Annotated in this window: 14 protein-coding genes and 1 pseudogene; 5 read left to right on the top strand and 10 right to left on the bottom strand. The window is 75.7% G+C overall.

Annotated elements, in window-relative coordinates; all coding sequences use genetic code 11:
* Window positions 1–9: 9 nt before the first annotated feature.
* The 3 genes from CLV92_RS17820 to CLV92_RS17830 form a co-directional block, all read right to left on the bottom strand.
* Window positions 10–2259, bottom strand: coding sequence for a GAF domain-containing SpoIIE family protein phosphatase (locus tag CLV92_RS17820; RefSeq protein WP_158257318.1), 2250 nt, complete (start codon window positions 2257–2259; stop codon window positions 10–12).
* A gap of 142 nt (window positions 2260–2401) precedes the next feature.
* Window positions 2402–2869, bottom strand: coding sequence for an ATP-binding protein (locus CLV92_RS17825; protein WP_158257319.1), 468 nt, complete (start codon window positions 2867–2869; stop codon window positions 2402–2404).
* A gap of 154 nt (window positions 2870–3023) precedes the next feature.
* Window positions 3024–3350 carry a rhodanese-like domain-containing protein gene (locus CLV92_RS17830; protein WP_104434979.1) on the bottom strand — a complete coding sequence of 109 codons (327 nt, stop codon included), beginning with the start codon at window positions 3348–3350 and terminating at the stop codon, window positions 3024–3026.
* 360 nt (window positions 3351–3710) lie between these two features.
* Here CLV92_RS17830 and CLV92_RS17835 point away from each other — a divergent pair, with 360 nt between their 5' ends.
* On the top strand, window positions 3711–4049 hold the full coding sequence (locus CLV92_RS17835) for an SSI family serine proteinase inhibitor (protein ID WP_104435035.1): 339 nt from the start codon (window positions 3711–3713) through the stop codon (window positions 4047–4049).
* 42 nt (window positions 4050–4091) lie between these two features.
* Here the strand turns inward: CLV92_RS17835 and CLV92_RS17840 are convergent, their stop codons facing one another.
* The 6 genes and pseudogenes from CLV92_RS17840 to CLV92_RS17865 form a co-directional block, all read right to left on the bottom strand.
* On the bottom strand, window positions 4092–4340 hold the full coding sequence (locus CLV92_RS17840; RefSeq protein ID WP_104434981.1) for a hypothetical protein: 249 nt from the start codon (window positions 4338–4340) through the stop codon (window positions 4092–4094).
* A gap of 131 nt (window positions 4341–4471) precedes the next feature.
* Window positions 4472–4720 carry a hypothetical protein gene (locus CLV92_RS17845; RefSeq protein WP_146099631.1) on the bottom strand — a complete coding sequence of 83 codons (249 nt, stop codon included), beginning with the start codon at window positions 4718–4720 and terminating at the stop codon, window positions 4472–4474.
* 163 nt (window positions 4721–4883) lie between these two features.
* Window positions 4884–5768, bottom strand: coding sequence for an Fpg/Nei family DNA glycosylase (locus CLV92_RS17850; RefSeq protein ID WP_104435037.1), 885 nt, complete (start codon window positions 5766–5768; stop codon window positions 4884–4886).
* A gap of 56 nt (window positions 5769–5824) precedes the next feature.
* A complete protein-coding gene (locus tag CLV92_RS17855; RefSeq protein ID WP_104435039.1) occupies window positions 5825–6055 on the bottom strand; it encodes a response regulator transcription factor in 231 nt (76 codons plus the stop codon).
* A gap of 2173 nt (window positions 6056–8228) precedes the next feature.
* A pseudogene (locus tag CLV92_RS17860) lies at window positions 8229–8813 on the bottom strand (AAA family ATPase); the annotation flags it as partial.
* Window positions 8814–8895: 82 nt separating this feature from the next.
* Entirely contained in the window at window positions 8896–9129 is a 234-nt protein-coding gene (locus tag CLV92_RS17865; RefSeq protein ID WP_104434985.1) for a hypothetical protein, read from the bottom strand.
* Window positions 9130–9345: 216 nt separating this feature from the next.
* Here CLV92_RS17865 and CLV92_RS17870 point away from each other — a divergent pair, with 216 nt between their 5' ends.
* Entirely contained in the window at window positions 9346–9678 is a 333-nt protein-coding gene (locus CLV92_RS17870; RefSeq protein ID WP_104434987.1) for a hypothetical protein, read from the top strand.
* A gap of 441 nt (window positions 9679–10119) precedes the next feature.
* Window positions 10120–10596 (top strand): hypothetical protein, encoded by a 477-nt coding sequence (locus CLV92_RS17875; protein ID WP_158257320.1) that lies wholly within the window; start codon window positions 10120–10122, stop codon window positions 10594–10596.
* A gap of 227 nt (window positions 10597–10823) precedes the next feature.
* Here the strand turns inward: CLV92_RS17875 and CLV92_RS17880 are convergent, their stop codons facing one another.
* Window positions 10824–11279 carry a GNAT family N-acetyltransferase gene (locus tag CLV92_RS17880; RefSeq protein ID WP_104434991.1) on the bottom strand — a complete coding sequence of 152 codons (456 nt, stop codon included), beginning with the start codon at window positions 11277–11279 and terminating at the stop codon, window positions 10824–10826.
* A gap of 70 nt (window positions 11280–11349) precedes the next feature.
* Here CLV92_RS17880 and arr point away from each other — a divergent pair, with 70 nt between their 5' ends.
* The gene (gene arr / locus CLV92_RS17885; RefSeq protein ID WP_425433587.1) at window positions 11350–11781 is read left to right on the top strand and encodes an NAD(+)--rifampin ADP-ribosyltransferase; all 432 of its coding nucleotides are present in this window, start codon (window positions 11350–11352) and stop codon (window positions 11779–11781) included.
* An 82-nt stretch (window positions 11782–11863) separates the two neighbouring features.
* Window positions 11864–12574 carry a hypothetical protein gene (locus tag CLV92_RS17890; RefSeq protein WP_104434995.1) on the top strand — a complete coding sequence of 237 codons (711 nt, stop codon included), beginning with the start codon at window positions 11864–11866 and terminating at the stop codon, window positions 12572–12574.
* The last annotated feature ends 397 nt before the right edge of the window (window positions 12575–12971 follow it).

The raw sequence follows: 12971 nt of genomic DNA on the forward strand, positions 1-12971 counted from the left end.
GGGCCGAGGCTAGCCGCCGTCCTCGACGCCCCGGCGAACGCACAGCACCGTGACGTCGTCGTCCACCACGTGGGCGGTGGTCAGCCGCTCCACCAGCCGGTCGCACACCATGTCCGGCGCCGCACCCGCCACCTCCGCCGCCGCCGCCAGCGCCGCCGCCAGCCCGTCGTCGAGGGTGCGGTCGCGCGTCTCGACCAGCCCGTCGCTGAACACCGCGAGCCCCGCGCCGGCGGCGAGGTCCGCCTCCAGCACCCCGGAGCGGTCGTCGCCGCCCACACCCAGCGGCGTGCCGGGCGGGACGTCGAGGTACCGGCAGCCCGCAGCGTCCAGCAGGAGCGGCGGCAGGTGCCCCGCGCTGGCCGCCCGCAGCCGGCCGGAGGGCTCCAGCAGGCCGTAGAACAGCGTGACGAGGTCGTCGGAGTCGGCCGCCTCGGCCAGCCGGTCGAGGCGGCGCAGCACGGTGCCCGGCTCGGGGTCCATCAGCGCCAGCGTGCGGACCTGGGTGCGGACCTGGCCCATGACCGTGGCCGCGCGCGCGCCCCGCCCCATGACGTCACCCAGCACGAGCACCGCGCGGCCGTCGTCGAGGCGGATCACCTCCGCCCAGTCCCCGCCCACGTCCACGCCCGCGCTCGTCGCGGTGCGCCGGGCAGCCGCCAGCCACGGCACGGCCGGCAGCGGCCCCGGCTGCAGCGCCTCCTGGAGGATGCGCGTGGTGCTGCGCTCCGCGGTCAGCAGGTGCGCCCGCTCCAGGGCCGTGGCCGCCTGTCGGGCGAAGGCGCGCAGGAAGCCGCGGTCGGCCGCCGTCGCGGTGCGGTCTCCGGGGAAGCCCAGCGCGAGGACGCCCGGGCAGGCGCTGCGCGTGCCCAGGGGCAGCAGCGCCCAGGACCGCTCACCCGCCGCGCCCCCGCCCGCGCGCCCCGCCGGCAGCGCTGCCCGCACCACCGCCGGGGCGTCGTCGAAGTCGGCCCGCCCGTGCAGGAAGGCGCCGCCGTGGTCGCGCAGGTAGCGCAGGAGCCCGCCCGTGTCGGGCTCGGCGGCGGGTGCCCGGCGCGGGCCCTCGCCCGGGGACAGCAGGGTGGTGCGCAGCCCGCCGCCGGGTTCGGCCAGGGACACCGCGGCGGAGGAGGCGCCGAGGTCGTGGCGGCTGGTGCGCAGGACGGCGGCGACGACCTCCTCGGGGGTCTGCGCACCCACCAGGCGCTCGCCGAGGTGCTGCAGCGCCACCGCGCGGGTGGCGGCCTCCACCTCACCGGTGACGTCGGAGACGACCCCGGCCCACTCCACCACCTCGCCCACGCCCGTCACGGCGAGGTCGCCCAGCTCCGCGGTGGTGCGCACGGGTGTGACCACCATCGACAGGGTGCGCTCCCCGGCCGGTACGGGCACGCGGAACCGGCGGCGCAGCACCCCGCCGTCGCGCAGGACCCGCTCCCAGGCGGCGCGGACCGCGGCGGCGTCCTCGGGGCGCACGTCCGCCAGCCAGGCGAAGCCCTCCACCGGGCCCTCCCGCCCCGTCAGGCGCCGCCAGCCGGGCAGGTCGCCCAGCACACCGCCCTCCGGGGAGGCGGGGAAGACGTCGAGGCTGGTCGCGTCGGCGAGGGCCCGGTAGCGCAGCTCGGACAGCGCGACGTCCCGGGCGGCCTCGCGGGCGGCCTCCAAGGAGCGCACCCGCTCCAGCGCGAGGGCGCACTGCCCCGCCAGGGTCCGGGCGAACGTGGTGCCCGCCGGGCTGAGCGAGCCCTCCCAGGCGAAGCCGAAGCGCAGCACGCCGACGAGGCGGCCGTGGGCGACCATCGGCAGCATCGCCCAGGAGCGCTCCCCGCGGGCCAGGACCTCTTCGTTGAGGAGCGAGTCGTGGGAGGCGGCGAGTTCGGCGGGGCTGCGCACCAGCAGGGGGCGGCGCTGCCGGGCGGCGGCCGCGCTGGGCGCCGGGTCGTCCAGCGGGATCTCCCGGCCGTAGGAGTAGGCGGGCCCGTCCAGCCCGGCCGGGACGTAGGGGCGCAGCAGGTGCCCGGCGGCGTCGTGGAGGCTGATCCCGCAGGAGGTGCAGCGCAGGACGCGCCGGCCCACGGGGAGCACGGCGGCGGCGACCTGCTCGACGGTGGTGGCCCCGGCGAGGGCGTCACCGAGGTCGCGCAGCGCGTCGGCGGCGGCGTCGAGGGCCGAGCGGGGTGGCGTGATCGGCGCCGGGGGCACCTCGCTGACCGCGCCCCGCGGCAGCCCACGGTCCACACCCGGTTCCACGCCCGTGTCCACGCCCGCCCTCTCCTCTGGCCGGCTGGTGCGCGGCGCGGTGCCCGAAAGTACCGCGAGAGGAGTGGCTCGGGGACGCTCTGTCACGAATTGGTGCGCCGTGACGTGGAGCGATCCTCAGCTGGAGCCCGTGCGGGGCCCTGCGTCAGCGGGGTGCGCGCCTGCGGGGTCCGCCGAACGTCGCCCACACCGTGCGGGTCAGGTCGTCGAGGTCCTCCACGACTCCCCACTCCGTCGTCAGGGAGTCGACGATGCGCAGGCCGCGCCCGCTGGTGTCGGACTCGCGGGCGTGCACGGGGTGCACGGACGAGGCGGAGCCGCCGTCGGTGACGGAGAGCTCGACGTGCTGGTCGGCGTGCTCACCGCCCGGCACGAGACGGCACGCCACCTCGATGCCCCCGGGCAGGCCCTCCCGCTGCAGCGGCCGGGCATGGCGGACGGAGTTGCCGATGATCTCGGAGAGGACGACCTCGACCTCCGCTCGCGTGGTCTCGTCGGCCCCGGCGCGGTCGAGGACGTCGCGCAGGAGGTGGCGGGCCTGGGGGACGGAGCTGGCGTCGTGTGCGAACGCCGCCCACTGGGCGACGGGCAGCACCCGCGAGCCGAGCGGCATGGTCCGTCCTCCTGCACCTCGGGAACCACCCGGCCGGCGACCGGGAGACCGCGACCGGAGGGCCGACCACGGACGAAGTTCTCGTACCCGGGGGTTGGACCGGTCAAACCCGAACATCCCCCGCTCGGCCCAGTGCGGGCCGGGCGTCCACCTGTCAGAGGACGCCGGGCTCCCGGCCGTCGTCGGCCACCATCGGGCGGCCCGCGTCGGCCCATGCACCCATGCCGCCGGCGACGTTGACGGCGTCGTAGCCGTTCTCCTGCAACCAGGCCACCACGCGTGCGGAGCGCCCGCCGGAGCGGCAGATCACGTGCAGCTCGTCGTCGGCGGGGAGTTCCTGCACGCGCTGGGGGACCTGGCCCATGGGGATGTGCAGTGCGCCGTCGATGTGACCGGCAGCCCACTCGTCGTCCTCGCGGACGTCCAGGACGACGACGCCGGCCGGGACGAGGGCGGCGGGCACAGAGGGAAGGTCAGCCATGGTGCGAGCTTAGGCGTGCCCGCGGGCCTTCCGCGGAGGACCCGGAGGGGACCTGGGGTGCCCGCCCGCCGGAACCCCTCCCGCGGCGGGTGCGTCGGAGCAGGTGGGCCCACGACGGGCGCGCGGGAGCGGGGAGGGACGACGATGGGTCGCATGGGGCGTTCGGCGCAGGGCCAGGGGCACGCGGGGACACGGGCGGCGCTGGCCCTGGCGGCGCTCGCCCTCACGACGCTGGCGGCGTGCGGGCAGGAGGGAGCGGGAACCGTGGGAGGACCCAGCACGACGCCTTCGACCACACCGACCCGGGCGCCGGCCCCCGGAGCGGATGCTCCGGAGCCCGACGCGGCGGAGGGGGAGACCATGCTCACGATCACCGTGACCGACGGGGCGGGGACCTCGACCACCTGGACGCTGACGTGCCCCGCGGACGGCGAGCCCGGCGGGGACCACCCCGACCCGGCCGGCGCCTGCGCCGCTCTCGACGCCGCGAAGGACCCCTTCGCTCCGGTGCCGAAGGACCTGATGTGCACCCAGGTCTTCGGCGGCCCGGAGACGGCGACCGTCCGGGGCCGCTGGCGGGACTCCGACGTCGCCGCCACCTTCAAGCGCACGGACGGCTGCGAGATCGCCCGCTGGAACCGCCTCGCACCGCTGCTGCAGCCGGGCACCGCGGCGAGCGGTGGCTCCGGCGCCACCTGACCGCCACCGAGGCTGTGCCGCGCCGGTGCCGTCTCGCGCCGGTCAGGCGGCGCGGCGCCCCTGCGGAACGCCCTTCACCCCGGCGCGCTCCGCCCTGCGCAGTCGCGCGGCGCGGGCGGTCGCCCAGCCGTACTCCGCGTGGTCCGGCGCGACGAGGTCCACGTCACCGTCGCGCTCCCGCGCCCCGTCGTTGCGACGACCGTTGGCGGCCGCCCACCGCGCGACCGCCATCCCGACGATCACCAGCACGGCGACGAGCATGACCGCCGTCGTCACGAGTACCCAGAACATCACTCTCACCTCCCTGTCGCTACGGACAGTGATGTGTCAGGTCTCCAGGGTGCTCCTGATCGCGCCCGTCCGCAGCACGAGGGAGGGCATCCCCGGACCGGACCGGACCGCAGCGCCGGCGGGAAGTGCCCTCAGGCCGCGTGCCGCCCGCCCCGGCCCCCGGGACGCCGATCGTCCAGCCGCACCACCGTCGCCGGGAGGTCCCGGGCTGCCGCACGGGCCGTCGCCCAGCCGAACTCCGCCCGGGCGGCGGCGACCAGCTCCGGGCCGCCGTCGCCCTCCTCGCCGCGGCCGGCGCGTGCCGCCCACCCCGCCGCGGCCGCGAGCAGCGCCAGCACCACCAGCGCGACCATCACCACCGTTGCGACCAGTGCGACCACCGCGACCACCTCCTCGTCACCGCACCCCTGCGTGCGTGATCTCGAGGATGCGCTCCACGGGGGTCCGGGCACAGCCGCCCTGAGGATGAACCCGCAGCTCAGACCGGAGGTGGAGGCGGCAGCCGCTGCTACGCCCGCGGGGGGACCGGCTCGTCCCGCGCGGTCAGCGGAGCAGGCGGGACAGGCGCCGGTCCGCCAGCAGCCTGCCGCCCGTCTGGCAGGTGGGGCAGTACTGCAGCGAGCGGTCGGCGAAGGACACCTCGCGGACGACGTCCCCGCACGCCCCGCAGGTCTCGCCGGTGCGGCCGTGCACGCGCATCCCGGCGCGCTTGGCGTCCTTCAGCTCCTTCGCGGGCCTGCCCGAGGCCGCCGCGACGGCCTCGCCGAGCACCGAGCGCAGCGCCGCGTGCAGCCGGTCCACCTCCGCCGGCTCCAGGGACCCGGCGAGGGCGTACGGGGAGAGCCGGGCCGCGTGCAGGACCTCGTCGGAGTAGGCGTTGCCGACGCCCGCGAGCACCGACTGGTCCCGCAGCAGGCCCTTCACCTGCTGCCGGGAGCCGGCGAGGATGCCCGCGAGGTCGTCGCGGCCGAACCCCGGTGCGAGCGGGTCGGGACCGAGGGAGGCGACCGCGGGGACCTCCTGCGGGTCGCGGACGAGGTGCACGGCGAGGCGCTTCTGCGTGCCCGCCTCGGTGAGGTCGAAGCCGGGACCGCGCCCGGGAGCGGCGTCCGGGTCGTCGAGGCGCACCCGCAGCGCCACCGGGTTCCTCCCCGACGGGCGCAGCGGCGCGGCGGGCAGCGCGTCGGACCAGCGCAGCCACCCCGCGCGGGACAGGTGCACGAGCAGGTGCAGCCCGTCGACGTCGAGGTCCAGCCACTTGCCGTGCCGGCGCACGTCCTGCACCTGGAGCCCGTGCAGCGCCTGCGGCGGGGGGTCGTACGTCTTGAGCACGTTGACGGCGCCCACCTCCACCGCGGCGACGACGCGACCGACGGCGTGGGAGCGCAGGAACTCGGCGAGGGCCTCCACCTCGGGCAGCTCGGGCACGCGGGCAGTCTGCCGCCGCGGTGCGACAGGCGCCTCCAGGCGCGTCGGCGCGCCGCTCAGCCGTCCGGCAGCAGCCCGCGCCGGCGGGCGAGGGACACCGCCTCGGTGCGGCTGCCGGCCTGCAGCTTCGCGAGGATGTTCGACACGTGCACGCTGACGGTCTTGGCGCTGATGTAGAGCACCTGCGCGATCTCCCGGTTGCTGCGGCCGGAGGCGATGAGCGCCAGGACCTCCTGCTCCCGCGCCGTGAGTTGCGAGGCGTTCCCGCGCTGCGGGGCCGCCGCCACGCCCCCGCAGCTCCCGCAGCAGCGGCGCCGCCCCGACGGCCCGGGCCACGTCGGCGGCCCTGCCGGTCTCCGCCGCGGCGCGCTCCACGTCCCCGGCGGCGCGCAGCGCGGCGGCCAGCCGGGCGCGCGAGCGCGCCGACTCCACGACGTGCCCGAACCGCTCGAACGCCTCCACCGCCGCCGTCCAGGCCGCCACCAGCTCCCCGGGGCCGTCGGGGCCGTCGCCGGCCAGCCAGCGCACGCGCAGGTGCTCGGCCTCGGCGCGCGCCAGCCACGCCGCGCTCTCGGGGCCGTGGGGCCGGGCGGCCGCCGCCGTGCTGCGGGCCGCCTCCACCAGCACGCGGCCCCGCTCCAGCAGCACGCGGCGCTCGGTGGCGCCGGCGGTGGCGAGCGCGGCGGCGAGGTGGCCCAGCAGCAGGGCCGACAGGCGGATGCGCGCCTGGAACCCGGGGTGCCCCCACAGCACGGTCAGGTGCGCCACGACCTCGTCGTGCACGGCCACCGCCGCGTCGAGGTCCCCGGCGTCGCCGTGCAGGTCGACCGCCGCGGTGCCGCAGAGCACGGCGAGCATCCCGTCGCGCTGCCACCACGGTCGCAGGCGCTGCACGAGCTCCAGCGCCGCGGCGTCGCCGCGGACGGCGGCCACGGCGAGGCCGGCGCTGCCGAGGGAGGCCCGCGCCAGGGGTGGTGGGGACTCCCCGGACACGTCGAGGATGCGCAGGGCCCCGTCGAGGTCGCCGCGGGTCTCGCTGACGACGGCGGCCATGGTGCGCCCGTCGAGCCCGTAGGGAGCCCACGGCCGACCCAGCTCCACGGCGCGCGCCGCGGCGGACTCGTAGGCCTCCTGGGCCTCCGCGAGGCGTCCCCCCTCGTAGAGCAGCGACCCGAGCTGGTGCATGGTGCGCAGCTCCACGGCGGCGTTGCCCGCCGCCCGGGCCTCGGCGAGGCTGGCGCGCAGGGACCGCTCCGCCTCCTCCGGCACCGGCTGCCAGTGCAGGCGGGCGAGGGTGGTGGTGGCGTCGGCGAGGACGTCGGGCAGCTGCAGCGCGCGTGCCAGCTCCACCGCCTCGGCCGCCCAGCGCCGCGCGTCCTCGGTGCGGTGCCGGGAGGACGCGGCGCGGGCGCGCACCGCGAGGAGGCGGGCGCGCAACGGTTCCTCCCGGCCGGACCCGGGCAGCAGCCGCAGCGCCTCGTCGGTGAGGCCGAGGACGTCGATGGGGGCGTCGTCGAGGAGGGCGGTGCCGGCGACGGCGTGCAGCAGCAGGGCGCGCGTGGCGGGGCCGGCGTCGGGCGGCAGCGCCTCGAGCTGGTGGCTCAGGAGGTCCAGGGCCCGGTGCAGGCGCCCGGCGGCGACGCCGGCCTCGGCGGCGCGCAGCACCACGTCGACGACGTCGACGTCGACCCCGTCGGGGGTGCCGTGGGAGAGCACCTCCAGCGCCTGCTCGTAGTGGGCGGCGGCCTCGGTGGGCCCGCCGGCGGTCATCGCCTCCGCCCCGGCCTGGACGCTCGCGGTGACCGCCGTGGGCAGGTCCTGGGCGGCGCGGGCGTGCCGGGCGAGCTGGGCGGCGCTGCCGTGCCCGCTGGTGCGGCGCAGGGCGTCGGTGAAGGCGCGGTGCAGCCGGGTGCGCTCCCCGGGGAGCAGGTCGTCGTAGACGGCCTCCGCGAACAGGGCGTGGCGGAAGGCGTAGCCGTCCCCGGGGGCGGCGACGCTCGCGGGGACGAGGAGGTGGCGGTCGACGGCGGCGCGCAGGGCCTCGTCGAGCCCCGCCCCGTCGAGGCCGACGACGGTGGCGAGCAGCTCGTGGGGGATGCGCCCGCCCGCGACGGCGACGACGCGCAGGACGCGGCGGGCGTCCTCGCCGAGGGCGTCGAGGTGCAGCAGGAGGAGGTCCGCGAGGTCCGCCGACAGGGACTGCTCGCCGCGCGAGGCGGCGGAGACGAGTTCCTCGGTGAAGAAGGCGTTGCCCTCCGCGCGGGCGACGATGCGGTCGACGGCGTCGTCGCTGAGGCCGCCCGGCCGCAGGTGGCGGACGAGGTCCCGCACGGCCTCGTCGGGCAGGGGCGGCAGGTGGAGGCGGGCGACGCCGGGCAGCCGCACCCACTGCGCGGCGTGGCTGCGCAGCGGGTGGCGGCGGTGCAGGTCGTCGGCGCGGTAGGAGGCGACGATCGACAGCGGGCCCCGCGATGCGCGGGAGAGGAGGAGCCCGAGCAGTTCGCGGGTGGAGGGGTCGGCCCAGTGGACGTCCTCGACGACGAGGAGGACGGGCGCGCTGCGGGAGAGGTGCTCCAGGGCCGTCCCGACGGCCTGGAAGAGCTCCGCGCGGGCGGAGTCGCGGGCGGCGTCCTGGGCGGGGTCGCGGGCGGAGTCGGGGGCACGGTCGGGGCCGGGCTGCGGGGGCACGGCGGCGGGCAGCGGGCGCCCCGGCAGCAGCCGGGCGAGGGCCGGGCCGGCGGCTGCGAGCGCCTCGGCGGCCGGTCCGGGGGTGTCGGCGAGGGTGCCGAAGACCTCCGTGAAGGGCAGGTGGGGCAGGGAGTCGCCGCCGAAGTCGAGGCAGTGCCCCACGAGGACGTGCCACCCGGCGGTGTGCGCCCGCTCGCACAGCTCCGTGAGGAGCCGGGTCTTGCCGACCCCGGCGTCCCCGGCGAGCAGCACGCCCGCGCCGCCACCACCGCCGAGGCCGACGAGGGAGCTCAGCTCCTCCAGTTCCGCGGCGCGCCCGACGAGGACGCGGGAGGTGACGACGGGCACGGCACTCATCCTGCTGCCCACCCCCGACACGGGGCCAGCGAGTTCACCGAGGGCGCCATCCCCGCCCCGCACCGCCCCGCCCGCGCCCGACTCAGCGCCCGGCGGGCACGGGCTCGACCGGCTGGACGGGCTGGACCGGCTGGGCGGGCTGGGCGGGCAGGTGCAGGGTCGCCCGCAGCCAGGACGCGGCGGAACGCCGTCCCCGGCGCCGGGCCGCGCGCCGCCGCTGCACGACGAGCAGGTGCTCCAGCTCCTCCCGGCGCCGCTCGGCGTCGGACAGGTACGGCCACAGGTCGGCCGGGTAGTTCCACAGGCTGCTGCTCACGTCGTCCTCCTCGAAGTCGTTTCGACGAGGACGACGGTGCTCCGCTGAGGAGGCCCGCCACATCGGGAGGCCTCCCTATCTCCGCGGGCTGCGGAGCCGGAGGGGCGGACTGAGCATCCCTAGTTCCGGCGGACCGCCGGGCGACGGTCGTCCGTTCCTGCGCGACGTGTCCCGGACCGCAGCCGTGACCTGCGGTGGAAGCGGCATGCTGCCGGGATGAGGGTGAGCCTGGCCGAGGGGCAGTGGAGCGCCGTGGTCGAGGGGCACCTGACCAGCCCTTCCGGCGTGCGCTTCGTCCGCCGCTCCAGCCGCATCAAGCGCCGCGACGCTGACGCCATGATCGCGGCCGGTACGCCCTTGGTCCTCTACTACTACGGCGGCGCCCAGCTCGACTACTGCGACGGCGCCGAGGCCGTGGAGCGGTGGAAAGCCGTGCGGGACGCCCTGGTCAGTCAGGACCCTCGACCGCGCGGTGATGTCGTGTGGACCGGCGGCTGCTGGGTGAGCGAGGGCGGCGAGGAGCTGCTGCTCCTGACCGGTCGCTGCTGACCGCGCCCCACCAGCGGCTGGAGCGAGCGAGCGGGTCCGCGGTCGTGCACCCTGCGGGCATACGGCGCCTCGCCGCCGGTGATCCCGGATCGACTGTGCTGCAGAGCGTCCCCTCTGCGGCAGAGGGGTGCCTCCAGCGACCGCCATGATCGCGCCCCGCTCGCGGCTACCTGAGCGCGCACCTTGTGACCGGCGGCATGGCCGCGAACCACCCGGACGGCGGTGGGCTCGCCTTCCTCCTGCACCTCGCCGCAGACCGGCGTCGTGCCTGCGATCGTGCTACCACTGATGTTCATGACGGCAGCACCTGGCGGCTCGGGCAGCGCGCCCTCCACCGCCCACGTCGAGATCGCGCCGGGAGTCCGGCTGGAGCCAGGTCCTTCAGGGGAGTTGCCCGTCTCGCTGCAGTGGGTCGTCGTACCAGACGCGTACCCAGAAGCGGTGGCCGTGGACGACGGTGTCGTCTACATCGCCGGCGGCTGCTTGCACGCCTTCCGCTTGTCCGATGGCGCGCTGGTGTGGCGAGCCGAGCCGCCCGACGGGAACGGCCTGGTTGGCAGCGGGTGGGTCATCATGGGCACCCGAGGAGTCGATGAGATCCGAGCGCTGGCCCCCTCCGAGTACGACATCACCGTCAAGCGGAGCACCGGGCAAGTCGTCGACTACGGCCTGAAGGAGAGCAGCAGTTCCTCGGCGGGGATCGAACCGTTCCCGCACTCCGAGCCGGAGCGCTTCCTCATCGAGGCCGGTCTCGAGGAGATCGTGGCACGCGGCCAGGACGGATCGATCGCCTGGAAGGTCCTCGTCGACGAACCCATGATCGATGAGCTTCCCCCGGTCGGCGTGCCTGGCGGGGTGGTGCTCACCACCTCCAGCGGTCACGTGCTCAAGCTCGGCTACCTCGGGGCACACAGCTGACTCTGTGTTTTCCTGGCAGCTCACGGAGGCACGCTTGAGCGCAACCGGCTGAGACGGATCCCCAGGCCGTGTCCTGCGGGTCGAGGATCTGCTCCCACCGCCCACGACCGCGCCCGCGGTGCGGCAAGTGTGGACGTTCGCACCGCGGGGCGTGACGTCCTTGGATGTCGGCGCTCTCCGTGACGAAGGCCGGACGATCTTGGCGGCGATGGCCAGCGGGAGGCGGATCAGGGCCTGTTCCTCGGGCGAACCCACCGGACCGCGCGCACGTCGTCTTCGGTCTTGCTGTGCCCGTCAGGGGCGAAGCCGTGCTTGCGCATGAAGGCGCGCGTGCGGGGGTTGTGCTCTGCGACCCGCCAGGCAGCTGACTCGTGCGGGTCCAGGACGGCGCTGAGCAGGGCCGGCCCTGTCCCGGAGCCGTGGTGGGCCGCCTCGACGTAGATGAGATGCACTTGCACGGCCCCGGTCGCGTCGGCCTCTTGGGTGGGGCCGGACATCGCGATGCCGATGACCGTTCCGTCCAGCTCGGCGACCGCGGCGCGGTTGCCGCTCCATCGCTTGTCGGTGAGGGCGCCGCTCCAGAAGCGTTCGCGGGCTTCGAGCAGACCCGGGTCATCCAGGACGGAGTCCGACATCAGGCCGTTGTAGGTCTGCTGCCAGGAGATGACATGCACGCGAGCCATCTGGGGAGCGTCGCCGGCCTTGGCGCGGCGGACAGTGACCGCAGAGGGTGTCGTGGCCCACCCTGGTGCGGTGGAGACGACACGACCCCAACCTTTCCAGGTGCACGAATCCGGAGCGTTCCTGCACGGGACGAAGGCGGACCTGGCAGTGGGGGACTTCCTGCTGCCGGGGCACCTCTCCAACTTCGACCGCGGCAGGACGATGAACTACGTCTACGTGACCCGGACACTGGACGCGGCTGCCTGGGGTGCGGAGTTGGCTGCGGGCGACGGACCTGGCCGGATCTACGTCGTCGAGCCGACAGGCGCCCTGGAGGACGACCCCAACGTGACGGACAAGAAGTACCCGGGCAACCCGACCCTGTCCTACCGCACTCGGGAGCCGGTGAAGATCATCGGTGAGCTCGCGGACTGGGTGGGGCACGCTCCGGAGCAGATCCAGGCGATGCGGGACGGGTTGGCCGACCTGCAGCGCAGGGGGCTGGCAGTGATCTACGACTGACGGGCCCGGATCGCGCTCCGAGAGCGCGGAAGGCGGCAAGGGCGGATGTCCATGTCTTCGTCGGCGAGGGCAGTCTGGGGGCGTGGAGGAGTCGCGGGAGTGGGAGTCGCTGCGTGGCCTGGTCGAGCAGGAGCTGCGTGGGTCGCAGGCTCAGCTCGCCGCGGCGGCCTCAGGTGAGGACGCGCTGCAGGCGGTGGCTGAGCGCCTCGCCCGGCAGGCCTGGGCTGCGATGGCCGTCCGTGCGCAGCCGCCGCTGCGCCGCAGCACCTGGCGGACTTGGTGGCTGCTGCGCCGCTACCGGGCCCTGTCGCTGTCGGGCCGTCTCGCGGTGGCCTTGGTGGTGCTGCACCGCTGGCTGGCCGCGCACCGCCTGCACGACGAGGACGTGCAGGCGCTGCTGGAGCACCAGTGGCTGTGGCTCACAGTCGGGCCGGGTGACAGCTTCGATGCCTGGCACGAGGCGGATGTGCCTCTGCTCGACACCGCCCTGGCCGGGGTGGCACTGCCCCAGTCGACCCGTGAGCGCTGCCTGACTGTTGGTGCCGACGCCGACCGACTGGCGCTGCTGCTGACCTACACCGTCGCCATCGTCGAGGGCAGCCTGTTCAGCGCCGCTCACGACGAGGAGTCGTTGCGCAGCCTCGGTGTCGTCCTGGCCCTGGCGGCCGAGGACGGTGTCTCCGGGCCGCCGGCCGCATGGTTCGCCCGGCTGCTTCGGCAGGACCGACACGGCTGGGGCGTCTCCCTCAGCGCCGAGGAGCTTCACCAGCTCCGTGCCCGCACCAGCGTGTGACGCCGCTGAGCGGGTCATGATCGCGCACTCAGCGTCATAGTGATGAGCGGTCGTTTGAGCCGGACTACGGCCGGCGCACCGAGCGCAAGCCGGCGCGGTGTCCTCGCCCGCAGCGGCATGGGGCGTGCGGGGCTCGTCATAGCCTGATGCCGTGGCGAGCACGCACCCCGGATACCCGTTTCAACCTCGGTCGACAAGCTATCTCCAGCCTGGAGACTTTTGGGCGGTGCCGTTGAGTGATAGCCGCTTCGCTTGCGGACGGGTTCTGGCGACCAAGGCAACCCTCGGCGAGGACGAGCGCATGAACCGCCCCGGCGAGTCCGGAGACTCCGTTCCTTGGGAAGGATGGAGTCATGTCAGGGAGCACGTCCAAGCGTTACCCCGCGGAGTTGCGTGA

Source organism: Kineococcus xinjiangensis (assembly GCF_002934625.1).
Classification (GTDB): domain Bacteria; phylum Actinomycetota; class Actinomycetes; order Actinomycetales; family Kineococcaceae; genus Kineococcus_A; species Kineococcus_A xinjiangensis.

What these genes read in the sequence shown, in the direction of transcription:
- CLV92_RS17825 (WP_158257319.1), bottom strand. Translation starts at nt 2,869, where the DNA reads ATGCCGCTCGGCTCGCGGGTGCTGCCCGTCGCCCAGTGGGCGGCGTTC.
- CLV92_RS17830 (WP_104434979.1), bottom strand. Translation starts at nt 3,350, where the DNA reads ATGGCTGACCTTCCCTCTGTGCCCGCCGCCCTCGTCCCGGCCGGCGTC.
- CLV92_RS17835 (WP_104435035.1), top strand. Translation starts at nt 3,711, where the DNA reads ATGCTCACGATCACCGTGACCGACGGGGCGGGGACCTCGACCACCTGG.
- CLV92_RS17840 (WP_104434981.1), bottom strand. Translation starts at nt 4,340, where the DNA reads ATGTTCTGGGTACTCGTGACGACGGCGGTCATGCTCGTCGCCGTGCTG.
- CLV92_RS17870 (WP_104434987.1), top strand. Translation starts at nt 9,346, where the DNA reads ATGAGGGTGAGCCTGGCCGAGGGGCAGTGGAGCGCCGTGGTCGAGGGG.
- CLV92_RS17880 (WP_104434991.1), bottom strand. Translation starts at nt 11,279, where the DNA reads ATGGCTCGCGTGCATGTCATCTCCTGGCAGCAGACCTACAACGGCCTG.